Here is a 22,324-nt window from a genome sequence, read left to right on the forward strand (position 1 = left end):
GAAACCATAGACGATGGCTCCGACAACGCCCGTGCCGGTGGGGCAGACTGCGGCGGATGGACGTCGTTGCGTGGATCACCGCGGCTTCGCTGGCCGCATGGGTGTGGCTGCTGCTGTGCCAGGGCTTCTTCTGGCGTACCGACCTGCGGCTGCCGCCCCGCACGGACGCCGAGGACTGGCCGGATGTGTGCGTCGTGGTGCCGGCCAGGGACGAGGCGGAGGTGCTGCCGGACAGCCTGCCGTCGCTGCTCGCCCAGGACTATCCGGGGCGGGCGGAGATCTTCCTGGTGGACGACGGCAGCTCGGACGGCACGGGTGAGGTCGCGCGGGCCCTGTCGGAGCGGTTCGGCGGGCTCGCGCTCACGGTCGACTCGCCGGGCGAGCCGCCCGCGGGCTGGACCGGGAAGCTGTGGGCGGTGCGGCACGGCATCGCCCTGGCACGCGCGCGTGAGCCCGAGTTCCTGCTCCTGACCGACGCCGACATCGCGCACGAGCCGGACAGCCTGCGGGAGTTGGTGGCGGCGGCGCGCACCGGCGGATTCGATCTGGTCTCGCAGATGGCGCGGCTGCGGGTGGCGAGCGTGTGGGAGCGGCTCGTGGTGCCGGCGTTCGTGTACTTCTTCGCGCAGCTGTACCCGTTCCGCTGGATCGCCGCGGAGGGCCGCACGGCCGCGGCGGCGGGCGGCTGTGTCCTGTTGCGCACCGAGGCGGCCCAGCGGGCGCGGATCCCGGACGCGATCCGGCAGGCGGTCATCGACGACGTGTCGCTCGCGCGGGCCGTGAAGCGTTCGGGCGGGCGGATCTGGCTGGGCCTGGCCGAGCGCGTCGACAGTGTGCGGCCGTATCCGCGCCTGGCGGATCTGTGGCGCATGGTGTCGCGCAGCGCGTACGCACAGCTGCGGCACAACCCGCTGGTGCTGCTCGCCACCGTGCTCGGGCTCGCCCTTGTGTATCTGGTGCCGCCCGCCGCGCTGATCGCGGGTCTACTCACCGGCAGCACACCGACGGCGGTGCTGGGCGCGCTCGCCTGGGCGGTGATGGCGGGTACGTACCTCCCCATGCTGCGCTACTACGGGCAGACGTTGTGGCTGGCGCCCCTACTGCCGTTCACCGCGCTGCTGTACCTCCTGATGACGGTCGATTCCGCCGTGCAGCACTACAGGGGGCGGGGCGCGGCCTGGAAGGGACGCACGTACGCGGCGCCCGACCAGGGGTGAACGGTCCACCGCAGCGCGCTACTTGCGGCCCCGCGTCCAGTTCATGCCCCACCCGTAGGCGCGGTCCACGGTGCGCTGGGGGCTGACGCCGCGGTCGGGGACGAGGTAGCGGGCCTCGCGCCGCACGGTCAGGTCGCCGCCGCTGTTCGTGAGCAGGGCGAGCGCGCACACCGGGGACGGCACCGTGCACTCGTCCAGGGAGAAGTCGATCGGCGCCCCTTGGGCGGGCTGGAGCGTGACCGTCGCGTGGAGGTCGGCGAAGCTGCGCGCGCCTTCGTAGATGGTGACGAAGACGAGGATGCGGCGGAACGCTTCCGTGTGGTCGAGGTTGATGGTCAGGTTCTCGCCGGTGGCGAGGCTTCCGCTGCGATCGTCGGCGTCGAGTTGGATGTACGGGGGCTGGTGCAGCGCCCCGAAGGCGTTGCCGAGGGCCTGGACAACTCCCTTGCTGCCGTCGGCGAGTTCGTACAGGGCGCACAGGTCGAGGTCGAGGCCCCGGCCGCGGAGCTGTTTGCGCACCTGCCAGTTGAGGTTCACGCGCAGTGCTCCGGAGGTGCCGCCCTGCTTCGCCAGGGAGACGGCGGGGGCGGCCTTCGTCAGCGTCACCTTCGTCGGTCGCGCGGTGGGCGGCGCGTGTTGCGGCTCGTCCACCGTGATGCCGTAGTCGGTCGCGAGGCCTTCGAGCCCGCTGTCGTAGCCCTGGCCCACCGCGCGGAACTTCCAGGCTCCCTGGCGCCGGTACAATTCGCCGAGTACGAAGGCTGTCTCCCTCGTCGCGTCCGCGCTGTCGTAGCGGGCGAGTTCGGTGGCGTCGGTGGCGTCGACGACGCGGATGTGCAGGCCCGGTACCTGACCGAACGTCCCGCCGTCGGCCGACGCCGCGAGGACCACCCGCTCGATGGCGGGCTCCACGCGCGCGAGGTCGACGAAGAGGGTGTCCGTGACGGCGCCGCCGCTCGTGGACCTGCCCTCGTGCCGCACCGCTCCGGAGGCGTGCTCCGGCTGGTTGTAGAACACGAAGTCCGCGTCGGAACGCACCTTTCCGGAAGCGAGCAGGAGCGCCGAGGCATCGACGTCGGGGACTCCGGGGCCTGAACGTCGGCCCAATTCGACGCGTACGGCCGAAGCCGTCAGCGCGACATTCGATCCTTTAGGTATTGTCATGTCCGCCCCCAACGCCGGCCTTCGGCTTACCGGCCAAGGTATTCCCGGGTGCCTTCTACCCCCCAGAGGCATGTTCGAAGATCACTGGCCAACCGCCGGTAACCCACCGAAAACTCGGGCCCTACAGGAAAACGTGCCCGTCCGACGACCGTTTTTCCCAAGTTCGCTCGCATTGAGGACGCGCGGTCACACACGACACGCAAAAGAACCCTCTTATCGGTCTACCCCAACGACCACATCGTGGGCTTAACTTATGTGTCATGACCTCCCCCCGCTCCACATATGGCGGCGGTTACTACTCCGCGCCGTCCTTCCCGGACACCCCGATCTACGACTCTCTCGTCGCAGAGCGGGGCACGCCCCAGATCGCCCCGATCCGGGTTCCTTCCGCGTACGAAAGCAACAGTCACCTCCCCGCGCTCCCGGCCGCGTTGCCCGCCCTGCCGTCGGCGCCCTCCGCGCCCGCGCCGCAGTACGGTTACCCGCAGCCGCAGCAGGCACCGATGCAGGCCGCCCCGACCGCGTACATCCCGCAGCAGGCGAGCGCCCCGCGCGGCTACCCGGGCCCGCAGGCCCAACAGCAGCCGCAGCGCCCGGCGCCCGGCCCCGCGACCGGCTACGAGGCGATGCGCCCGGCGACGCCGCGCCCCGCCCCCGCGCCGTACGAGGATCCCTACAACCGCCAGCAGTACCGCGGTTACTGACCCGACACGGCCGGGACCACCCGGCCCAGCCCGCTCCGACCCCGTCGCCACGGGCGATGTCCGTGGCTGCTGGCAGAATTGCCGGCATGTCGCAGCCAGCAATCAGTTCGATCCACGTCCACCCGCTCAAGGCGGTCCGGGGGCACGCTCCGCGTGAGGCCGTCGTGGAGCCATGGGGCCTGGCCGGAGACCGGCGCTGGGTGCTGGTGGGCGCAGACGACAAGATCGTCACCCAACGGCCGCATCCGCGGCTGGCCTTGGCCGCCGCCGAGCAGTTGCCCGGCGGCGGCATTCGTGTGTCCGCTCCTGGGATGGACCCGCTGACCGTCGAGGTTCCCGAGCCGGGGTCGACGAGCACGATCGAGGTCTGGTCGGACAAGGTCGAGGCGGTCCCCGCCGACCACGCGGCACACGCGTGGTGGAGCGCGTACCTGGACTCCGAGATACGCCTGATGCACCTGGACGACCCGGCGCACAGACGCCCCATCGACCCCGAGTACGCGCGCCCGGGCGAGACCGTGAGCTTCGCCGACGGCTACCCGCTGCTCCTGACGACGCTCTCCTCCCTCGACGCCCTCAACTCGTTGATCGCCCAAGGGGATCACTCCGACGAGGGCCCGCTGCCCATGAACAGGTTCCGGCCGAATGTCGTGCTCTCCGGCACCCCTCCGTGGGCGGAGGACGACTGGTCGCGCATAGCGATCGGCGAGGTCGCCTTCCGCATCACCAAGAAGAGCGGCCGCTGCGTGGTGACGACGACGAACCAGCAGACAGCGGAGCGTGGCAAGGAGCCGCTGCGCACGCTGGCGCGGCACCGTCGTTTCGGTGACCAGTTGTGCTTCGGTACGAATCTGGTGCCCGAGTCCACCGGCACCGTCCGGATCGGAGATCCCTTGACGATCCTCGAATAACCGTCATCCGGCCGGGGAACCCGGCGCCGCGGCATGCTCGTTGAGAGACAATGGCAGCGTCGGAAGCGCCGGTGGGCAGGGGCGAGCAAGCCAGGTGATGTCGCTCTCTCTTCTCTCCTCCGACATGCGGGCGCTGCCGTTCGGGGTTAAGACGGACCCGGAAGGGGGTGCAGACCGTGCGAGCGTTGATCGGGCTCTGGCGCTGGCGCCACAATCCGGTGCGCCGCGGGACTGACCTGGCCGAGGCCTGGGTCGCCCTGGTCGCTCTGATCCTCATCGTCGTCGCCGCGCCGGTGCTCGGCGTCATCGCGGGGTCCCTGTCGCGTGACGCTCTGTACCGATCGGTTGAGGAGCAGCACAGGATGCGCCACGAGGTCACGGCGACCGTGGTGAAGAAGCTGGCACAACCGCCGCTCGACTCCGACCCGGAGACCTCCACGGCACGGGACGCGCACACGCGCGTGGTGGCGTCCTGGAAGGCGCCGGACGGCACGCCGCGGCAGGACCGCGTCGTCGCCCCGCTCACCACGCCGCACCACGGCGACAGGTTCCCGGTGTGGACGGACGATCAGGGCCGCGCCGTCGCCCGGCCGCTCGACCGGCCCACGGCCGCCACACACGCGGCGCTCGCAGGTTTCGGCGCCGCCGTCGCCGTCACCGGGCTCGTGGAGGGCAGCAGGCGCCTGGTGCTGTGGCGCATGATGCGCCGCCGGTACGCGCGCTGGGACAGCGCCTGGGACATCGCGGGACCCGACTGGGGCAGGACCGGCACGGGCAGTTGACGGCGGCCGGCAGGCTCGTGGCTCTGGTCAACCGCCGTGCCCCGCGCACGCTACGGTGGACCCACCTTTTGGCAGGCAGAACACGGGAAGTGGCAGCAGCAACGGCGCGCGCGGCGCGCCCACTTCCGGCGCACGACGAGGTGGGGGCAGATCAGCACCATGGCACAGGGCTCGGTCCAGGTGACGCACACCAGCACGTCGCGATGGCGGCGCCGCACGGGTGAGTACGCGTCGCTCGCCGCCGCCCTGGAGGCGGCCGGTGACGGCGACGTACTGACCGTGGCCCCGGGCACGTACCGGGAGAATCTGGTGGTGCGGCGGGCCGTGACGGTGCGTGGTCCCGAGGGCTCGCCCGGTTCCGTGCGGATCGCGCCGTCGGACGGCGTCGCGGTGACCGTACGGGCCTCCGCGACGGTGCGTGACCTGCACGTCGAGGGGCAGGACGCGGCGTCGCCCGCGCTGCTCGTCGAGGAGGGCGCCCCGGAGATCGTCGGAGTCCGCGTGGTGACGCGGTCCGCGGCCGGCGTCGAGGTGCGCGGCGGCGCGCGGCCCACGGTGCGGCGGTGCACCGTCGACAACCCCGGAGGCGTCGGCATCGCCGTACTCGACGGCGGGGGCGGCGTGTTCGAGGAGTGCGAGGTCGTCGCGGCCGGGCAGGCGGGCGTCGCGGTGCGCGGTGGCGCGCACCCGCGCCTGGAGCGCTGCCGGGTGCACCACACGTCGGGTGCGGGCCTGTCCGCGACCGGTGAGCACTCCGGCCTGGAGGCCGTGGGCTGCGAGGTGTACGAGGTCAAGGGTTCCGGTGTGCAGATCACCGGCCGGGCCGCCGCGCACCTGACCGACTGCGACGTGCACCGCACGACCGGGGACGGCGTCACGCTCGACACGGACGCGGTGCTCACGCTCGCCGACTGCCGCGTGCACGACGTGCCGGAGAACGCGATCGACCTGCGCTCCCGCTCCGTGCTCACGCTGACGCGTTCCACGGTGCGGCAGTTCGGGCGCAACGGCCTGTCGGTGTGGGACCCCGGCACGCGCGTGGACGCCAATCAGTGCGAGATCCACGACAGTACGGGCGACTATCCGGCCGTCTGGGTCAGCGACGGCGCGACCGCCGTGCTGGAGTCCTGCCGGGTGCACGACGTTCCGGACGCGCTGTTCGTGCTGGATCGCGGCTCGCGCGTGGACGTCGTCGACAGCGACCTCTCCCAAGTCCGCAACACGGCGGTGTCGGTGAGCGACGGCGCGACCGCGCAGCTCGACGACTGCCGCATCCGGGAGGCCGCGACGGGCGCCTGGTTCCGCGACCACGGCAGCGGCGGCACGCTCGCGGGCTGCGCGGTGGACGACACCCAGACGGGCGTGATCGTCACGAAGGGCGCCGATCCGACGATCGAGCGCTGCACGGTCTCCTCCCCCGCCGAAGCCGGGTTCTACGTGTCCGCGGGCGGCCGGGGCAGCTTCCACGGCTGCCGGGTCACGGGCAGTGGCGGCTTCGGGTTCCACGTCATCGACGGGTGCCGTACGAGCCTCAAGAAGTGCCGTACGGAGCGGTGTTCGCGCGGTGGCTACGAGTTCGCCGAGGACGGTCCGCTGATCGAGGACTGCACGAGCGACGAGAGCGGCGGGGTGCGCCCCGGCGCGACGGCCGCCGCGCAGCCGGCCGTGCAGACCGCGACACAGACCGCCGGGCTGCTCAGCGCGGTGCCCGATCAGCGGCCCTCAGCGGCCCCTCAGGAGGCCGCGCAGCCGTCCCGCACGTCCAAGCACGTCCTCGGTGAACTGGACGCTCTGGTGGGCCTGGAGAGCGTCAAGCGCGAGGTGCGGGCGCTCACCGACATGATCGAGGTGGGCCGCAGGCGCCAGGAGGCCGGTCTCAAAGCGGCTTCTGTGCGGCGGCACTTGGTGTTCACGGGCTCCCCCGGCACCGGCAAGACGACGGTGGCGCGGCTGTACGGGGAGATCCTGGCGGCGCTCGGCGTGCTCGGTCAGGGACACCTCGTAGAGGTGTCCCGGGTGGACCTGGTCGGCGAGCACATCGGCTCCACCGCGATCCGCACCCAGGAGGCCTTCCAACGGGCCCACGGCGGCGTCCTGTTCATCGACGAGGCGTACGCCCTCTCCCCTGAGGACTCCGGGCGCGACTTCGGCCGCGAGGCGATCGACACACTCGTGAAGCTCATGGAGGACCACCGCGACGAGGTCGTCGTGATCGTCGCGGGCTACACGGCGGAGATGGAGCGCTTCCTGTCCACCAACCCCGGTGTGGCGTCCCGCTTCTCACGGACCATCACGTTCTCCGACTACGTGCCCGACGAACTGCTGCGGATCGTGGAGCAGCAGGCCGACGAGCACGAGTACCGCCTCGCCGACGGGACGCCGGAAGCACTGCTCAAGTACTTCACGGCGCTCCCGAAGGGGCCAGCGTTCGGCAACGGCCGCACCGCGCGGCAGACGTTCGAGTCGATGGTGGAGCGGCACGCAGGACGGGTCGCCCAGCTGGACGCCCTGGACACCGACGCGCTCACGCTGCTCTACGCGGAGGACCTGCCGGAACTGCCCTGAACGGCCTGTTCCCCCTCAGCCTGCCCGCCCTCGGCATCCGGCCGCTGCTGCGGTACGCCGCCCGGCTTGAGGCGGGCAAGCAACCGCGCGCGTTCCTGGGCGAAGACCGGGTCGGCCTGGTAGTCGCCGTGGCCCAGGATCGGTGCGGGCAGCGGGTGTTGGGGGGTGCGGCCGTACGCGAGCGGGTCGAGGAGCGCCGCATGATCGACCTGGGGGCCGCACTCGCCTGGCAGGTTGATCGGGCCGCCGATGGGGTCGGTCCCGCGATGCAGATTGCGCCAGCAGTCGACCTGGCGGTGCAGCGAGGCCAGCGCCTCCGGCCCGAACTGGGCGGGGAACCAGCGCCCGTACAGCCGCTCCAGGGGCGATCCGTAGGTGAGCAGTCCGACGCGCTTCCTTACGGAGGGGTGCAGTTGCCAGGCCGCGGCCGCCGCGAGGACGCTGCCCTGGGAGTGCCCGGAGAGGATGAGGCGTCCCCCGGTGGCCTGCGTCCAGGTGGCCATGCGCCAGGTCAGGTCGGGGACGGCGCGCTCGGCGTAGCACGGGGGCGCGAAGGGGTGCGCGGCGCGCGGCCAGAAGGTGCCCACGTCCCACAGGATGCCGATGGTGCGCCGCGCGGACGCGTCCTTGTAGGCGCGGCGCCCCCACGTGACGAAGAGTATGAAACCGAGACCGATCAGCCAGGAGCCGAGGGCCTGCGCGGACTCGGCCGCCCCCTCCACGATCGCGTACGACCCCTGGAACGCCGTCGCCGGCACCTTGCCCGTGGTCCAGGCACCGACGATGGCCAGCGCGCCGAGCAGCAGCGTCACCGACGAGACGACGCCGATCATCAACGGCGCCTTGTCGGTGAGGGCGGCACGCGCGCGCGTGCCCGCGATGCGCTCCGTGCGGGCGGCGTCCGGCGGTTCGGTGGTGTCGCCCGGCTTGGCGTCGAGGTGGTAGTCGGCCGCGACCTGGACCGTCTCGCGCTTCTTGATGCGTGCGGTGCGCCAGGCGAGCGCCGCGCACAGGACGGCGAGCACGATCAGCAGCGGCGGGATGACGGAGGCCTGCCAGGACAGCAGCACCGGCGGGCCCTTGATGAGGCCGCTGGTGCCGTCCAGCCAGTCGGCGACGCGCTGCGCTATCCCGCCGGTCATCACGCCGCCGAGGGCGCAGGCGAGCATCGCGGTGGCGGGGCCACCGAGGCCGCGCAGCGCGGTGCGTGGGTCGCGGGCGGTGCGGTAGATGGCGTGCGCGACGAAGGCGAGGACGATCACCAACGCGCCCTGCACGAGGGCGATGCCGCCGAACGTCGCGTCGCCCGGCAGCCGTCCGGAGGAATGCCAGCCGGGGCGCGACCAGGCCGCGTACACCATGGTCACGGCGAGCAGGGCGAGCGAAGCGTAGGGCAGGAAGCGCACGACGGTGCGGTCCAGGGTGTCGTCGACGCGGTTCTCCTTGCGGCCCCGGTGCACGACGACGCCGATGACGGCGAGGGTTCCGGCGGCCAACGCGGCGACGATCACCCAGCCCAGTACGTCGAGCAGGGCTGGCCCACCCGCCTCCCGGTCGAAGCGGGCCGCGGACGTGCCGACGGCGGCGGCCACCGTGAGGAATCCGGCCGCGGTGTGCGCGCTGCGCAGGCGTGCCACGAGGCGGCGCCCGTACCAGAAGCCGGGCCTGCCAAGGGCGTTGTCGACCTCGCCGTCGGTGGGCTCGGGCATGTGCGGGAGCGGGCGCTGGGTCTCGTACGCGCTCCAGGTGCGGTGCGAGAGGTACCAGAGGAGGACGGCGAGGGCGGTCGGCACGAGGGAGGCGAGGGCGAGGCGGCGGCCGGGCTGGCTCCACCAGCCGCCACCGCCGTGCGCGTCCACGGAGAGGAAGCCGAGCCAGGCGCGCTGCTCGGCGCAGGCCGCGGTGCCCGCGCACTGCCAGGCCGTCAGGTCGAGCGCGACCTCGCAGGCGGCGCCGACCAGGAGGACGGTGAGGGTGAGCGAGACGAGGCGGACGAGCAGGCCGTAGAGGCGTACGTTGCGGGACTTGCGGCGGGCGTTGGGCCGCATCCAGTGCGACAGGTTCGCCACCATGAAGGGCAGGAGCAGCAGCCACAGGGCGCGCGAGCCGTTGCCCGAGGTGAGGTTGCACCACACGTACGCCTCGGGGACGGGCTTGCCCCGGTAGTCGTCGGGGCGGTCCTCCGCGTCGGCGTCCTCGCCGCGGCGGAAGACGGCGGCCGTGTCGTCGCCGGACACCCGCACCGTCTGCGGGTCGTCGAGCATCTCCTGAGGTGTGGTGCCGCCGACTCCGTGGACGAGGAGTTCCAGGGCGGTCTCGTCCGGCGTCGTGGACGGCTCGGTGGCCGACTCGGTGGATGCCGACTCGGTGGATGCCGACTCGGTGGATGGTGTCGTATTCATGTGTCCCCCGTTCCTGAACAGGACCAGGATCGCGGCTCAACGTCCACTCGGGCACCCCTCGTCACGGAATCTCCCCGATGCGCCCGGCCCCGTTCACCGCATGCCGCGCAGGTGGTGGTCCGGGTGTCGGTGGCGCGTGCGAGGATGACGCGAAAGCGCTGGCCGGTACGGCGGTGGCGGCAGGCGGGACGAGGCGAAGGGATCCGACGGACGTGAGCGAGAATCAGAACCTCCTCGCGGAGCAGCGCCGCGCCCTGATCATCGACGAGGTGCGTCGCCGCGGCGGCGTCCGGGTCAACGAGCTGACCAGGAAGCTCGGTGTCTCCGACATGACGGTCCGGCGCGATCTGGACGCGCTGGCCCGGCAGGGTGTCGTCGAGAAGGTGCACGGCGGGGCGGTCCCGGTCGTCGAGGCCAGCACCCATGAGCCGGGCTTCGAGGCCAAGTCGGGCCTGGAGCTGACCGCCAAGGAGGACATCGCGCGGGCCGCGGCGCCGCTGGCCGCGCCCGGTACGGCGATCGCGCTCTCCGGTGGTACGACGACGTTCGCGCTGGCCAAGGAGTTGCTCGACGTACCGGACCTCACGGTGGTCACGAACTCGGTGCGGGTGGCGGACGTGTTCCACGCCGCGCAGCGCGGTGCGGCGACCTCCCGGCAGGGGGCGGCGACGGTGGTGCTGACCGGGGGCGTGCGGACGCCTTCGGACTCGCTGGTGGGTCCGGTGGCCGACCAGGCGATCGCGGCGCTGCACTTCGATGTGCTGTTCCTCGGGGTGCACGGGATAAGCCCGGAGGCCGGCCTCTCCACGCCGAACCTCGCGGAGGCGGAGACCAATCGGCGGCTCGTGCAGTCCGCGCGGCGGGTCGTCGTGGTCGCCGACCACACCAAGTGGGGGACGGTGGGGCTGAGTTCGTTCGCCACGCTGGACCAGGTGGACGCGTTGGTGACGGACGGCGGGCTGCCGGTCGAGGCGCGCGCGGAGGTGGCCGAGCACATGCGGCTCGTGGTGGCCGGGGAGACCGAGGCGCCGGAGGCGCCGGAGGGCGGTACAGACATCTGACGGGGTGCCAGCTATGGTTGCCGGGCCCGGAGTTCAGCCGGAGTCACCGCAATCAACTGTTGGGGGATGGGTCTTCATGGCACGCCGTCTTCGCCCCGTCGAGCTCGACTTCGTCGAGAGTGCGCCGCTGCGGCTGGTGTTCGCGCGTGAGGTGTCGGCGGCGCCGGATGCCGTGTACCGGGCGCTTGCCGAGGATGTGGTCGGGTGGCCGACGTGGTTCTCGGCGGTGACGCTGGCGCGGCCGATGGATGGTGGGGCGCGGCGGGAGATTCGGCTCAAGGGTGGGACGCGGTTCCTGGAGACGATCGTCGCGGCGGAGGCCTCCGGCGTGTACGCGTATCGGGTCGACGAGGCCAATGTGCCGGGGGTTCGGGCGTTGTTGGAGGAGTGGCGGATCGAGGGGGTTTCCGGTGGAGGGGCGCGGGTTCAGTGGACGTTTGCCGTGGATGCGCCTGCTGGGGTGCGGGTGGGGATGAAGTTGGCGAAGGCGGGGTTGGGGCGGGCGTTTCGGGATGCGGTGGGGGCGCTTGACCGGAAGTTGTCGGCGGCGAGTGTGTGAACCGGGTGACGTGGTTGCGGACTCGGGGCTCCGCCCCGGACCCCGCTGCTCAATCGCCGCAGGGGCTTGATTTGCCCGGGTCACGCCCCCGTCAGTCACCGCAAGAGCTTGATTTGGCCGGGCCGCCGCAACGCCACTCGCCCGTCTCCAGCAAGCGCGTGATCGACTCCGCGTACGGGGTGATGTCCAGGTCCTGGGCGGCCAGCCACTCGTCGGAGTAGTACTTGTCGAGGTAGCGGTCGCCCGGGTCGCAGAGGAGGGTGACGACGCTGCCGGTGTGGCCGGAGGCGACCATTTCGGCGACGAGTTTGAGGGCGCTCCACAGGCCCGTGCCCGTCGAGCCGCCCGCCTTGCGGCCGATGGCGGATTCGAGGGCGCGGACGGCGGCGACGCTCGCCGCGTCGGGGACCTTCATCATGCGGTCGATGGCGCCGGGCACGAAGCTCGGTTCCATGCGGGGACGGCCGATGCCCTCGATGCGGGAGCCGCAGTCGCTCTTGGCGTCGGGGTTGTCGGTCGTCCAGCCTTCGAAGAAGCAGGAGTTCTCGGGGTCCGCGACGCAGATGCGGGTGTCGTGCTGCATGTAGTGGACGTAGCGGGCGAGCGTCGCCGAGGTGCCGCCGGTGCCGGCCGTGGCGACGATCCAGGTGGGCTCCGGGTAGCGTTCCAGGGCGAGTTGGCGGTAGATCGACTCGGCGATGTTGTTGTTGCCGCGCCAGTCCGTGGCCCGCTCCGCGTACGTGAACTGGTCCATGTAGTGGCCGCCGGTGCGGGACGCGAGGGCCGCCGACTCCGCGTACATCGTGCGGGAGTCGTCCACGAAGTGGCACTGGCCGCCGTGGAATTCGATGAGGCGGCACTTCTCGGCGCTGGTCGTACGCGGCATCACCGCGATGAAGGGGACGCCGATCAGCTTCGCGAAGTACGCCTCCGAGACGGCCGTCGAGCCGCTCGACGCCTCGATGACCGGGCGGTCGGGGCGGATCCAGCCATTGCACAGGCCGTAGAGGAACAGGGAGCGCGCCAGTCGGTGCTTGAGGCTGCCCGTGGGGTGCGTCGACTCGTCCTTCAGGTAGAGGTCGATGCCCCAGTGCTCGGGGAGCGGGAAGCGCAGCAGGTGGGTGTCGGCCGAGCGGTTGTTGTCCGCCTGCACCTTTCGTACCGCTTCTTTGAGCCACGTGCGGTAGTCGGCGTCCGTGTGGTCGACGTCGAGCGTCGGCAGGGGGCCGGAGGACCGCGTGCCCTCGCTCGTGGGTCGGCCTTGTTCCGTGGTGCTCACCGCGTGGCTCCTTCACGTCATGCCCGGACGTCACGCCCGAGCGCCGGTCCGAGGCGCCGACGGCGGCCGGACACCTCGATCATAAGCACCTTGCGCACGCTTCTCACCTGCATAAACGCATCTTTGGGAGCCTCAAAGGCAGGGCTGGGAGGGCGCACGCGAGGGCGCACACGGGCACGCCTACAAGGTGCACCCAAGGCTTCACAGTCCGTCCACATGCACACTGGTGTTCCTGGCCAGACGCGTGCAGACTGCACCGCAGACACCCACGCGAGGGGGCGAAACGGCATGGCGGAGCCGGAGTTCACGGCGACGGGCGTGCGCATCGGTCGGCGGCTGCGTTCCCTGACCCGGGCGGGACAGATCCGGATCACGGACGGCAGGCTGGAACTGCTCACGAGCTACGGGAGCGAGATCGACAGCGCGCCCCTGGGTGAAGTCCGCGCGGGCAGGCCCTGGTTCGGCTCCGAGGACCGGGCGACCGCCGCGGTGGACGGACGGCGCTATCTGCTGCACCTCGGCGGACAGACCGGCGCCGGTGACGCGGGAGCGGCGGGAGCTTCCACGGCCCGGCGGTTCATCGAGGCCGTGCGCGCCGCCGGCGCGTCCGGCGCCGCCACCTCGCGTACCGGATAACGCACCACCCCGCAGCGGACCGTCGTCGAAGTTGCACGCCCACGCCCCCTGAGTCACGCTGGTCACACATCACTACTCAGGGTTTACCGGCGATGACGCTGCGAACCAGCCCGCCGGACACGGAGCGGGCGGTCCTGTCGCCGCACGGTCGCACCGCTCGATCCGTTTTCGTCTTCTTCCGGACTCAACTTCGGGGAGTCGCAGCCGTGATCAGCCAGCCGAACAGGCATTGCACGGTGGAGCTCCAGGCCCTGCCGTCGCGGATAGGTCAGGTCCGCAGAATCGTCTCGGCGCAGTTGCGCTACTGGCACCTCGATCCGTTGATCGAGCTGGCAGCGCTCGGGGTCACCGAGCTTCTGACCAACGTCCACCGGCATGCCCAGCCGGACAAGCTCTGCACCGTGGAGATCGAGCTGCTCGGCGGCACGCTCACGGTCTCGGTGCACGACCACGATCCACGGCTCCCCGAGGTACGGGACGCCGACCCGCTCGCCACCTGCGGCCGCGGTCTCGCGATGATCGCCGCGGTGAGTCAGAGCTGGGGGGTGCGGGCGCACGGTGAGGACGGGAAGGACGGCAAGGTCGTCTGGTTCGCGCTGCCCGCGCCCGCCCAGGCGGTGGCCCTCGCGTCGTATCCGGTGCGCGCGGCGAAGCCCACGCGCCGCACCGACGCGCTCGAGCGTCGGGTGTCCCAGCATGCTCCCGCCCGGTCGGCCGTCGCAGGCTGACCGGGCGGTGATCTTCACTGGCGATACGTGGCTCACTCCATGGCGATCGCCCGAAGTACGTCCAGGCGGGCCGCCCTCCGTGCCGGGCGCAGGCCCGCGAGGGCGCCCGCGGCGAGCCCGACGACCGCGACGATCGCCAACTGGACCGGCGGCAGCGCGAACGCGAAGGCGCTGTCGCTCGCCCCGTCGGACGCCTCGACCAGGACCCAGCCGAGGAAGCCGCCGAGGACCAGTCCGCCGGCCGTGCCGAACGCAGCGACCAGCACCGACTCCCAGCGGACCATCGCCCGCAGCTGCCCGCGGGTCTGGCCGACGGCCCGCAGCAGGCCCAGCTCGCGGGTGCGTTCGTGCACGGCGAGGGTGAGCGTGTTGGCGATGCCGAGCAGCGCGATGACGACGGCCAGGGCGAGCAGTGCGTAGACGAGGGTGAGCATCATGTCGATGCCGCCCGCCGAGGACTCCGCGTACGCGTCGCGGGTCTGCACATCCGGATTGCCGTACGCCGCCGCGACCTTCTCGACCGCCTTGGTGCCGTCGGCCGTGGCGACGCCGTCCTTGAACGTGACGGAGACCAGCGTGTCGGAGTCCTGCGTACGGTGCGGGGCCCATGCCTCGCGTGAGATCACGTAGTCGCCCGCCAGCTCGGACTGTCCGTAGACGGCGCGGACGGTGAACGCCTCCTTCGTGCCGTCGGTGAACGTGAGCCGCGCCGTGTCGCCGACCGCGAGGTGCTGCTTGTCGGCCTCCGCGCGGGTGAGCGCGAGGCCGCGCGGGCCCAGGTCGGCCATCGATCCGTCGACCGTGCCGAGGTCGAAGGACGTGCCGAGGGCGGCCGGGTCGGTGACGGTCAGGGCGCGCCCCTTGCCGTCGACCTCGGCGACGCCGCGGCCCAGGCCGACCGCGCTCGCCACCTCGGGGCGTTCGGCGATCGCGGGCGCCAGCTTCGGGCTGAGGCCGCTGCCGCCCGCGCCGAACGACGGGGTGGAGACGGCGACGTCGCCCGCGAAGGAGCGGTTCACGGTCTGATCCATGGTCGCCTTCAGGGAGGCGCCGAAGACGGTGAAGAGGGAGACGACCGCGACGCCGATCATCAGCGCGCTCGCCGTGGCGGCGGTGCGCTTCGGGCTGCGCAGGGCGTTGCGCCGGGCGAGGGATCCGGTGACGCCGCGCAGCCGGTCGAGGGGCGCGCCCAGGGTACGTACGGCGGAGGTGGACGCGACCGGGCCGAGCACCACGAACGACGCGAGGACGAGCACGGCCCCGATTCCAGCGAGGGTGATCGAGGGGGCTGCCAGGACGCCCACGAGGGTGACCGCGAGCGCGGCGGCGCCGAGGGCCCCGCCGATGACGGCGCGGCGGCGCGAGGCACCGGAGTCGTCGACCGCGCTCTCGCGCAGCGCGGCGAGCGGCGCGGTGCGTCCGGCGCGCAGGGCGGGCAGCAGCGCCGAGCCGAGGCACACCAGGATGCCGACGGCCAGCGGCAGCAGCATCGAGAGCGGGCTGATGACCAAGTCCCCTTCGGGGAACGGGAATCCGATGGCCGGGAAGAGTGCCTGGAGTCCGGCCGCGATGCCGATGCCGCCCACGAGCCCGGCGGCCGATGCCACCACGGCCACGGCGCCCGCCTCGACGAGCGTCGCCTGCGCGACCTGGCGGCGCGCGGCCCCCAGCGCCCTCAACAGGGCGTTCTCGCGGGTGCGTTGGGCCACGACGATGGCGAAGGTGTTGTGGATCGAGAAGGTGGCGACGAGCAGCGCGATGCCCGAGAACACGAGCAGGAAGGTGGTGAAGAGGCCGAGGAACTGGCCGGAGATCATGTCGGTGTTCTCCTGCGCCGACTCCTCACCGGTGATGGCTTCGACTCCCTTGGGGAGGTGGCCGGTCAGGGAGTCGACGAGCTCCTGCTGGCTGACACCTGGCCCTGCCCGCACCTGGATGGTGGACGCCTCCCCCGGCTTCGGGGTGAGGTACTTCTCGGCGTCGGCGCGGGTCATGCCCGTGAAGGTGGTCTGCGCCATGCCGTCCTCGCCCCCGAAGGTGGCAAGGCCCACGACGGTGACCTTGAGCGGGTCGGGTGTGCGCAGCGTCGTGGTGTCACCGACCTTCAGATCGCCGGTCTTCGCGGCGCCGCGGTTGACGACGACCTCGCCGCTCTTGCGCGGGGTGCGGCCGTCGGACAGCTGGTACGCGTTGAGTTCGGGGTCGTCGATCCAGTTGCCGGCGAGGGTGGGCGGGCCCTGGCCGCCGATGGGTTTGCCGTCCGCGCCGACGAGTTGGCCGGCGCCCTGGATGTTCGGCGCGGCGGCCGCGACGCCCGGCACCTTCGCCAGGTCGTCGGCGAGCGAGGCGGCCACCGGGCTGCGGGTGCCCTGGCTCTCGCCGGGGGTGGTGATGACACTTCCGGAGCGGACGACGGCGTCGGTGCCGCTGCTGGCGCCCGCGAACATCGAGTCGAAGCTCGCGCGCAGGGTGTCACCCATCACGAGGGTCCCGGTGAGGAACGCGACGCCGAGCAGGACGGCGGAGAACGTTCCGGCGAAGCGGCGTTTGTGGGCGCGCAGGGAGGTGCGGCTGAGGCGCACGGAGGCGTTCACGGCGACACACCTCCCTGTGCGTGGTCCGGCCCGTCGAGGGCCTTCATGCGGTCGAGGACGGTGTCGGCCGTCGGCCGTTCCATCCGGTCGACGAGGCGGCCGTCCGCGAGGAAGACGACCTCGTCGGCGTGGGCGGCGGCGACCGGGTCGTGGGTGACCATGACGACCGCGCGCGAGGCCTGGCGGGCCGCGTCGCCGAGCAGCCGCAGCACCTCGCCGCCGGAGCGTGAGTCGAGGTTGCCGGTCGGTTCGTCGGCGAAGACGACGTCGGGCCTGCCCACGAACGCCCGTGCCACGGCGACGCGTTGCTGCTGCCCGCCGGAGAGTTCGGCGGGCCGGTGGTGCAACCGGTCGCGCAGTCCTACGACATCGATGAGCGCGTCGAGCCACTCGCGGTCGGGGCGCTGCCCCGCCAGGTCGATCGGCAGCGTGATGTTCTCGGCGACGTTCAGCGTCGGTACGAGGTTGAACGCCTGGAAGACGAACCCGACGCGGTCCCGCCGCAGCAGGGTGAGCCGCCGGTCGTCGAGGGCGCCGAGCTCGGTGTCACCGATGTACGCGGCGCCCTCGGTGAGGGTGTCGAGCCCGGCCGCGCAGTGCATCAGGGTCGACTTCCCCGACCCCGAAGGCCCCATGATCGCGGTGAACCTTCCGGCGCGGAAGCCGACGCTCACACCGTCGAGGGCACGGACGGCGGTGTCACCGGAGCCGTACACCTTGACGGCGTTCTCGACGCGCGCCGCGAGGGTGGTGGGGGTGCGCGTGGAGGCGGCGGCGGTGGCGGTCATGACGCGCCGCCCTTGGCTCCGCGGTCGGCGGCGTAGTGCCCGAACTCCTCGTTCAGCACGGTCAGTCGGCGCCAGTACTCGTCCTCGTCGATCTCACCGGCGGCGAAGCGCCGGCCGAGCACGGCGATCGGCGAGTTCTCGTCGACGCCGGGGCGGCCGGGGCCGAAGCCGGGGCGCCAGGGTCCGCGTCGGCCGCGCCAGACGGTGCGCCGCAGCAGCGTGACGACGCCGACGATCACGGCGGCCCAGATCAGCGGGAAGAGGAGAATCCAGGGTCCGGGGCCGTTGCCGGGACCGAATTCCGCGAGGGTCTGCATCTGACTCAACTCCCATGGTGTGTGGCGCCCGGCGCGCTGTGCCGGAGGCCGTTCGTGGTGATGAGTCGAGACTCGCTCGCGAAGGGGGTCCGAGTCGTCGTACGGCCAGCGGCAGTGCGGGTACCTCCGTGGGAGTACGCGTGGGTGGGCGGGCTGCTCCTTGCGGCTGTAACTACTGGTACGTACAGTGTGGCCATGGCCACCACTCAGGAGCGACTGATCGAGACGACCCGCGAGCTCCTGTGGGAGCGCGGGTACGTCGGCACGAGCCCGAAGGCGATCCTGCACCGCGCGGGCGTCGGCCAGGGCAGCATGTACCACCACTTCACCGGCAAGCAGGACCTGGCGCTCGCCGCGATCGAGCGCACGGGCGCCGAGATGCGCACCCTGGTCGACCGGCTGCTCTCCGGGGGCGGCACGGCGTACGAGCGGATCGCCGCGTACCTGCTCCGGGAGCGCGACGTGCTGCGCGGCTGCCCCGTCGGGCGGCTGACGATGGACCCGGACGTGATCGTCAGCGATGAACTACGGGCGCCGGTCGACGAGACGATCGCGTACATCGAGCGCCGGATCGCCGAGGTCGTCCAAGAGGGCGTGGACAGCGGCGAGTTGGCGTCCCATCTGGTGCCGGACGAGATCGCGGCGGCCGTGGTGGCGACCGTGCAGGGCGGGTACGTGCTGGCGCGGGCCTCGGGGAACACGGCGGCGTTCGACGCGGGGACACGCGGCCTGCTGGCCCTCCTCTCCCCCACCCCACCCACCACTTCCGGCAGCACACACCACTGAGGATGCCGCCCATGCACGCGATGCAGTACGAGATCACCCTGCCCGCCGACTACGACATGGACATCATCCGCCGCCGGGTCGAGACCAAGGGACACCTCCTCGACGACTTCCCCGGCCTCGCCGCCAAGGCCTATCTGATGCGGGTACGCGGCGTCGACGGCTCCCCCGTGAACCAGTACGCGCCGTTCTACCTGTGGAACTCCCCGGCCGGCATGAACGCCTTCCTCTGGGGCCCCGGATTCCAGGGCATCGTCGAGGACTTCGGGCGCCCGGTGGTCCAGCACTGGACGTGTGTCGCGTACGAGGAGGGGTCGGCGGACACAGCCGCGGCACGGACGGCCGTGCGGCAGCGCACCCCGATCGAGGCGGGCACCGACCTCCCCAAACTGGCCGCAGAGGCGGTCGAGTTCACCGCTCAACTCGCGCTGGAGCAGGGTGTGTTGTACGCCGCCTCCGCCATCGACCCCCGCACCTGGGAGCTGCTGACCTTCTCCGTGTGGGCGCACGACACCCCCAAGGCCCCGGGCGACCGCTACCAGGTACTGCACCTCTCCCGACCCGAGCGCCCGGTATTGCACTGACCGATCCAAAACAGGTAGCGTTCCCCTCATGGCCCGACCGAGGATGTTCGACGAGGAGCGGGCCCTGGACGCGGCGATGCACGCCTTCTGGGAGAACGGCTACGAGGCCACTTCCACGCAGGATCTGTGCATCGCCACCGGACTGGGCCGCAGCAGCATCTACAACACGTTCGCGAGCAAGCACGACCTGTTCACGCGCGCGCTGACCCGATACATCGAGCGGATGACGTCGAACCAGCTGGAGATCCTGGAGGACGCCGAGCGCGCGCCGCTCGACCGGATCCGGGACCACTTCGCGATGACGGTCGACACCGAGGCCGCGACCCGCAAGGACGGGCGCAGCCGCGGCTGCCTCACGGTGAACACCACCGTGGAGCTCGCGGGGCGCGACCCGGAGTCGGCGCGGCTGCTGGAGCGGGACCAGGACGTCCGGCTGGCGGCGCTGCGCACCGTGCTCGCGGCCGGGCAGCGCGACGGTTCGATCGCCTCGCGGCGCCCGCCGGAGGAGTTGGCGCGCTTCCTCAACGCCGTGATCGGCGGGATGCGCGTGGCCGGACAGGGCGGCGCCGACCGTGCGGTCCTGGAGTCCACGGCGCGCATCGCCATGGACGCGCTCACCGGCTGATCCCACTCGCACCTCCGCCACCACCTCCGCGTTCAGCGCAGCACACGCACACTCCTCGGTCAGCCATGCCCCGATTTTGTACTGCACCATCCAAAACGCACCACTCGAAACCAGCGTCTCCTGGAGGGACACCCATGCCACGCGCCGTATACGTCCTGGCCCTCGGCATCTTCGCCATGGTCACCAGCGAGTTCGTCGTCGCGGGTCTGATGCCGCAGATGGCGGATGGCCTTGACGCGACGATCCCGCAGATCGGGTATCTCATCACCGCCTTCGCCGTCGCGATGGCGTTCGGCGGTCCGTTCCTGACCGTCGCGCTGCTGAAAGTCCCTCAGAAGCGAGCCCTGATGGTGTTGTTCGCGGTGTTCCTCGCGGGCAACGTGCTGGCCGCACTCGCGTCCTCGTACGCCGTGATGATGGCCGCGCGCATCGTCACCGGCATCGCCTCGCAGGCCTTCTTCGGTGTCGCGCTGGCGATGTGCGCCCGCCTCACCCGGCCCGAAGTGCGCGGCCGTGCCGTGTCCGTGGCGCTGAACGGACTGATGCTCGGCACCCTGCTGGGCCTGCCGATCGCCACGTTCGTCGGTGAACACCTGGGCTGGCGCGCCGCGTTCTGGGTGATCTCCGCTCTCGCCGTACTGGCCGCCGCCGCCACGCTCGTCGGGGTGCCCGAGGTGGCGCCGAGCACGGAAGGCGGTCAACTGCGCTCGGAGTTCGGGGTGTTCAGGTCGGCACGCGTCTGGGTGACGCTGTCCACCAGCACGCTCGTCATCGGCGCCACCTTCGCCGCGTTCAGCTACCTCAACCCGATCCTCACGGAGATCTCGGGCTTCGGCGCGGGCACCGTTCCGCTGCTGCTCGTCGCGTACGGTGCGGCGACCGTGATCGGAAACATGGTCGTGGGCCGGCTCGCCGACCGGCGCACGCTGCCGGTGCTGCTCGCCGGGCTCGTCCTCAACTCCCTGTTCCTGCTGGGGTTCGCGCTGTTCGCGCAGCTGAGCACGGCCGCCGTGGTGTGCATGCTGGGCATCGGCCTCGTGGGCGTCACGATGAACCCGGCGATGGTGGTCCGGGTGCAGCGCAGGGCCAATGAGGGCGCGTTGGTGAACGCCGTGCACACCTCGTGCATCACGCTCGGCATCGTCGTCGCGACGTCGGTGGGCGGTGTCGTCATCGACGCGTACGGGCTGCGCGCGCCGCTCTGGCTCGGTCTGGCGCTCGCGCTCGCCGGGATCGCCTCGCTGGTACCGGATCTGACGGAGCGTAGGAAGCGGGTGGAGGAAGCCGTGCCCGTCCCGGTCGTCGGCGTCAGCCCGCGCTGAGCGCCCCCAGCGGGTCGTCCAGCACCGGCTGCCACGCCAACTCCGCAGCGCCCACAAGGCTGTTGTGGTCCAGCGTCGACGCCAGGATCGGGACGCCTCCGCTGCGGCCCCACAGGCTGCGGTCCGCCACGACGGCCCGCAGCCGCTCGGGGTCGGCGTCGAGGAGGGTGCGGTGGAGGCCGCCGAGGACGATGCGGTCCGGGTTGAGGATGTTGACCAGTCCGGCGAGACCGAGGCCGAGGCGGTCGATCAGGAGGGCCGTCGCCGTGCGGACCTCCGGGGCGTCCTTGGCGTTCGCAAGCAGGTCACGGGCCTGTTCGAGGAGCGAGCCGCCGGGGTCGGGGGTGCGGCCCGCCGCCGTGAGGAAGGCCAGTGGGTCCGCCTCGACGTCGAGGCAGCCGCGGCTTCCGCAGTGGCAGGGGCGGCCCTCAGGGTTCACGGTGAGGTGGCCGACCTCCAGGGCGAGGCCCGAACTGCCGGTGTGCAGATGCCCGTCGAGGACGAGCGCGCCGCCCACGCCCCGGTGGCCCGTCGCCACCAGGAGCAGGTCACGGGCGCCGCGTCCGGCGCCGTGCCGGTGTTCGGCGAGCGCGCCCAGGTTGACGTCGTTGGCCGCGAACGCCGGGATGCCCAGGCCCGCTTCCCGTACGCAGTCGGTGAAGATCTGCCGCACCGGGGCGCCCACCGGCCACGCCAGGTGCAGCGGGTTAAGGGCCGTGCCGTCGGGTTCGGCGACCGCCGAGGGGACGGCCAGGCCCGCGCCGACGCAGCGTCGGCCGCTGGTCTCCAGCAGCCGCACGCCCGCCTCCACCACCGAGCGCAGTACGTGCGCGGGGTCCGGGTCGATGATCTCGCAGCCCGGCGTGGTCGCGACGATGCCGCCGCCGAGGCCGACGAGCGCCGCCCGGTAGCCGTCCGAGTGCACCTGCGCCGCGAGCGCCACCGGCCCGTCGTCGGCCACCGACAGGCGGTGCGAGGGGCGGCCCTGGGAGCCGGACGCGGCGCTGGGCTTGGCGTCGATGCGGATGAGGCCGAGCGCCTCCAGCTCGGCGGCGACGGCGCCCGCCGTCGCGCGGGTCACGCCGAGCTCCGCGGTGAGCACGGCGCGGGTCGGGGCGCGCCCGGTGTGGACGAGTTCGAGCGCGGGTCCGAGCGCGCTGCGGCCCCGCTCCAGCCGTGGTGGCCGCCCGGCCGCGTCGCCCGCCGTGTGGCCCCCGGTCCCGGAGGCCGCCTTGCCGCCGCCCATCAGCAACTCCTCGCCCTGATCACGCTGAGGAATGGTAGCCGGTGAACGCCGCGGGGC

General features: G+C 72.0%; 20 protein-coding genes. 13 read left to right on the forward strand and 7 right to left on the reverse strand.

The features are described 5' to 3' along the window. Window positions 1–56: 56 nt before the first annotated feature. Complete coding sequence (locus RBJ65_RS37070; protein ID WP_306319693.1) at window positions 57–1,217, forward strand: glycosyltransferase; 1,161 nt, start codon at window positions 57–59, stop codon at window positions 1,215–1,217. Window positions 1,218–1,235: 18 nt separating this feature from the next. Here the strand turns inward: RBJ65_RS37070 and RBJ65_RS37075 are convergent, their stop codons facing one another. Next, window positions 1,236–2,381 carry a TerD family protein gene (locus tag RBJ65_RS37075; RefSeq protein WP_306319692.1) on the reverse strand — a complete coding sequence of 382 codons (1,146 nt, stop codon included), beginning with the start codon at window positions 2,379–2,381 and terminating at the stop codon, window positions 1,236–1,238. Window positions 2,382–2,641: 260 nt separating this feature from the next. Between RBJ65_RS37075 and RBJ65_RS37080 the strand changes: the two genes are divergently transcribed. The 4 genes from RBJ65_RS37080 (at window position 2,642) to RBJ65_RS37095 (ending at window position 7,343) form a co-directional block, all read left to right on the forward strand. Further along, window positions 2,642–3,085, forward strand: coding sequence for a DUF6643 family protein (locus RBJ65_RS37080; RefSeq protein WP_306319691.1), 444 nt, complete (start codon window positions 2,642–2,644; stop codon window positions 3,083–3,085). Window positions 3,086–3,171: 86 nt separating this feature from the next. Next, window positions 3,172–3,996 (forward strand): MOSC domain-containing protein, encoded by an 825-nt coding sequence (locus RBJ65_RS37085; protein ID WP_306319690.1) that lies wholly within the window; start codon window positions 3,172–3,174, stop codon window positions 3,994–3,996. A 176-nt stretch (window positions 3,997–4,172) separates the two neighbouring features. After that, window positions 4,173–4,778 carry a hypothetical protein gene (locus RBJ65_RS37090; protein WP_306319689.1) on the forward strand — a complete coding sequence of 202 codons (606 nt, stop codon included), beginning with the start codon at window positions 4,173–4,175 and terminating at the stop codon, window positions 4,776–4,778. 159 nt (window positions 4,779–4,937) lie between these two features. Continuing rightward, a complete protein-coding gene (locus tag RBJ65_RS37095) occupies window positions 4,938–7,343 on the forward strand; it encodes a right-handed parallel beta-helix repeat-containing protein (RefSeq protein WP_306319688.1) in 2,406 nt (801 codons plus the stop codon). Here RBJ65_RS37095 and RBJ65_RS37100 read toward each other — a convergent pair. Then, complete coding sequence (locus tag RBJ65_RS37100) at window positions 7,313–9,745, reverse strand: hypothetical protein (RefSeq protein ID WP_306319687.1); 2,433 nt, start codon at window positions 9,743–9,745, stop codon at window positions 7,313–7,315. The two genes, RBJ65_RS37095 and RBJ65_RS37100, sit on opposite strands and share 31 nt — an antisense overlap. Window positions 9,746–9,957: 212 nt before the next feature. Here RBJ65_RS37100 and RBJ65_RS37105 point away from each other — a divergent pair, with 212 nt between their 5' ends. Together RBJ65_RS37105 and RBJ65_RS37110 are read left to right on the forward strand one after the other, a co-directional pair. Beyond that, complete coding sequence (locus tag RBJ65_RS37105) at window positions 9,958–10,806, forward strand: DeoR/GlpR family DNA-binding transcription regulator (protein WP_306319686.1); 849 nt, start codon at window positions 9,958–9,960, stop codon at window positions 10,804–10,806. A gap of 76 nt (window positions 10,807–10,882) precedes the next feature. Then, window positions 10,883–11,365, forward strand: a complete 483-nt coding sequence (locus RBJ65_RS37110) for an SRPBCC family protein (RefSeq protein WP_306319685.1) — start codon at window positions 10,883–10,885, stop codon at window positions 11,363–11,365. 91 nt (window positions 11,366–11,456) lie between these two features. On the opposite strand, the gene RBJ65_RS37115 is transcribed toward RBJ65_RS37110, so the two are convergent. Beyond that, a complete protein-coding gene (locus tag RBJ65_RS37115; RefSeq protein WP_372341301.1) occupies window positions 11,457–12,644 on the reverse strand; it encodes a PLP-dependent cysteine synthase family protein in 1,188 nt (395 codons plus the stop codon). A gap of 288 nt (window positions 12,645–12,932) precedes the next feature. On the opposite strand from RBJ65_RS37115, the gene RBJ65_RS37120 reads away from it, so the two are divergent. After that, complete coding sequence (locus RBJ65_RS37120; protein WP_306319684.1) at window positions 12,933–13,280, forward strand: hypothetical protein; 348 nt, start codon at window positions 12,933–12,935, stop codon at window positions 13,278–13,280. 206 nt (window positions 13,281–13,486) lie between these two features. Further along, on the forward strand, window positions 13,487–14,008 hold the full coding sequence (locus tag RBJ65_RS37125) for an ATP-binding protein (protein ID WP_306319683.1): 522 nt from the start codon (window positions 13,487–13,489) through the stop codon (window positions 14,006–14,008). Between the two features lie 32 nt (window positions 14,009–14,040). On the opposite strand, the gene RBJ65_RS37130 is transcribed toward RBJ65_RS37125, so the two are convergent. From RBJ65_RS37130 to RBJ65_RS37140, 3 genes are read right to left on the reverse strand one after another with little or no spacing between them, the layout of a single operon-like run. Continuing rightward, window positions 14,041–16,602: an ABC transporter permease gene (locus RBJ65_RS37130; protein ID WP_306319682.1), complete on the reverse strand. Its 2,562-nt coding sequence runs from the start codon at window positions 16,600–16,602 to the stop codon at window positions 14,041–14,043. After that, window positions 16,599–17,390, reverse strand: a complete 792-nt coding sequence (locus RBJ65_RS37135) for an ABC transporter ATP-binding protein (protein WP_306319681.1) — start codon at window positions 17,388–17,390, stop codon at window positions 16,599–16,601. Before RBJ65_RS37135 ends, RBJ65_RS37130 begins: the two co-directional genes overlap by 4 nt. After that, entirely contained in the window at window positions 17,387–17,707 is a 321-nt protein-coding gene (locus RBJ65_RS37140) for an SHOCT domain-containing protein (RefSeq protein WP_306319680.1), read from the reverse strand. Before RBJ65_RS37140 ends, RBJ65_RS37135 begins: the two co-directional genes overlap by 4 nt. A 195-nt stretch (window positions 17,708–17,902) precedes the next feature. Here RBJ65_RS37140 and RBJ65_RS37145 point away from each other — a divergent pair, with 195 nt between their 5' ends. From RBJ65_RS37145 to RBJ65_RS37160, 4 genes are all read left to right on the forward strand, one after another. Beyond that, entirely contained in the window at window positions 17,903–18,493 is a 591-nt protein-coding gene (locus tag RBJ65_RS37145; protein ID WP_306319679.1) for a TetR/AcrR family transcriptional regulator, read from the forward strand. An 11-nt stretch (window positions 18,494–18,504) separates the two neighbouring features. After that, window positions 18,505–19,074: a DUF4865 family protein gene (locus RBJ65_RS37150; RefSeq protein ID WP_306319678.1), complete on the forward strand. Its 570-nt coding sequence runs from the start codon at window positions 18,505–18,507 to the stop codon at window positions 19,072–19,074. A 28-nt stretch (window positions 19,075–19,102) separates the two neighbouring features. Further along, window positions 19,103–19,699 carry a TetR/AcrR family transcriptional regulator gene (locus RBJ65_RS37155; RefSeq protein ID WP_306319677.1) on the forward strand — a complete coding sequence of 199 codons (597 nt, stop codon included), beginning with the start codon at window positions 19,103–19,105 and terminating at the stop codon, window positions 19,697–19,699. Between the two features lie 134 nt (window positions 19,700–19,833). Continuing rightward, window positions 19,834–21,021 carry an MFS transporter gene (locus RBJ65_RS37160; RefSeq protein WP_306319676.1) on the forward strand — a complete coding sequence of 396 codons (1,188 nt, stop codon included), beginning with the start codon at window positions 19,834–19,836 and terminating at the stop codon, window positions 21,019–21,021. Here the strand turns inward: RBJ65_RS37160 and RBJ65_RS37165 are convergent. Next, a complete protein-coding gene (locus RBJ65_RS37165) occupies window positions 21,008–22,267 on the reverse strand; it encodes an ROK family protein (protein WP_306319675.1) in 1,260 nt (419 codons plus the stop codon). The two genes, RBJ65_RS37160 and RBJ65_RS37165, sit on opposite strands and share 14 nt — an antisense overlap. Window positions 22,268–22,324: the final 57 nt, after the last annotated feature.

Source organism: Streptomyces sp. KL109B, from assembly GCF_030766935.1.
GTDB lineage: Bacteria > Actinomycetota > Actinomycetes > Streptomycetales > Streptomycetaceae > Streptomyces.

Excerpts from the sequence above, each read along its gene's own strand:
- RBJ65_RS37070 (WP_306319693.1), top strand. The coding sequence starts at position 57 with ATGGACGTCGTTGCGTGGATCACCGCGGCTTCGCTGGCCGCATGGGTG.
- RBJ65_RS37075 (WP_306319692.1), bottom strand. The coding sequence starts at position 2,381 with ATGACAATACCTAAAGGATCGAATGTCGCGCTGACGGCTTCGGCCGTA.
- RBJ65_RS37080 (WP_306319691.1), top strand. The coding sequence starts at position 2,642 with ATGACCTCCCCCCGCTCCACATATGGCGGCGGTTACTACTCCGCGCCG.
- RBJ65_RS37085 (WP_306319690.1), top strand. The coding sequence starts at position 3,172 with ATGTCGCAGCCAGCAATCAGTTCGATCCACGTCCACCCGCTCAAGGCG.
- RBJ65_RS37095 (WP_306319688.1), top strand. The coding sequence starts at position 4,938 with ATGGCACAGGGCTCGGTCCAGGTGACGCACACCAGCACGTCGCGATGG.
- RBJ65_RS37100 (WP_306319687.1), bottom strand. The coding sequence starts at position 9,745 with ATGAATACGACACCATCCACCGAGTCGGCATCCACCGAGTCGGCATCC.
- RBJ65_RS37110 (WP_306319685.1), top strand. The coding sequence starts at position 10,883 with ATGGCACGCCGTCTTCGCCCCGTCGAGCTCGACTTCGTCGAGAGTGCG.
- RBJ65_RS37120 (WP_306319684.1), top strand. The coding sequence starts at position 12,933 with ATGGCGGAGCCGGAGTTCACGGCGACGGGCGTGCGCATCGGTCGGCGG.
- RBJ65_RS37135 (WP_306319681.1), bottom strand. The coding sequence starts at position 17,390 with ATGACCGCCACCGCCGCCGCCTCCACGCGCACCCCCACCACCCTCGCG.
- RBJ65_RS37140 (WP_306319680.1), bottom strand. The coding sequence starts at position 17,707 with ATGCAGACCCTCGCGGAATTCGGTCCCGGCAACGGCCCCGGACCCTGG.
- RBJ65_RS37145 (WP_306319679.1), top strand. The coding sequence starts at position 17,903 with ATGGCCACCACTCAGGAGCGACTGATCGAGACGACCCGCGAGCTCCTG.
- RBJ65_RS37150 (WP_306319678.1), top strand. The coding sequence starts at position 18,505 with ATGCACGCGATGCAGTACGAGATCACCCTGCCCGCCGACTACGACATG.
- RBJ65_RS37155 (WP_306319677.1), top strand. The coding sequence starts at position 19,103 with ATGGCCCGACCGAGGATGTTCGACGAGGAGCGGGCCCTGGACGCGGCG.
- RBJ65_RS37160 (WP_306319676.1), top strand. The coding sequence starts at position 19,834 with ATGCCACGCGCCGTATACGTCCTGGCCCTCGGCATCTTCGCCATGGTC.
- RBJ65_RS37165 (WP_306319675.1), bottom strand. The coding sequence starts at position 22,267 with ATGGGCGGCGGCAAGGCGGCCTCCGGGACCGGGGGCCACACGGCGGGC.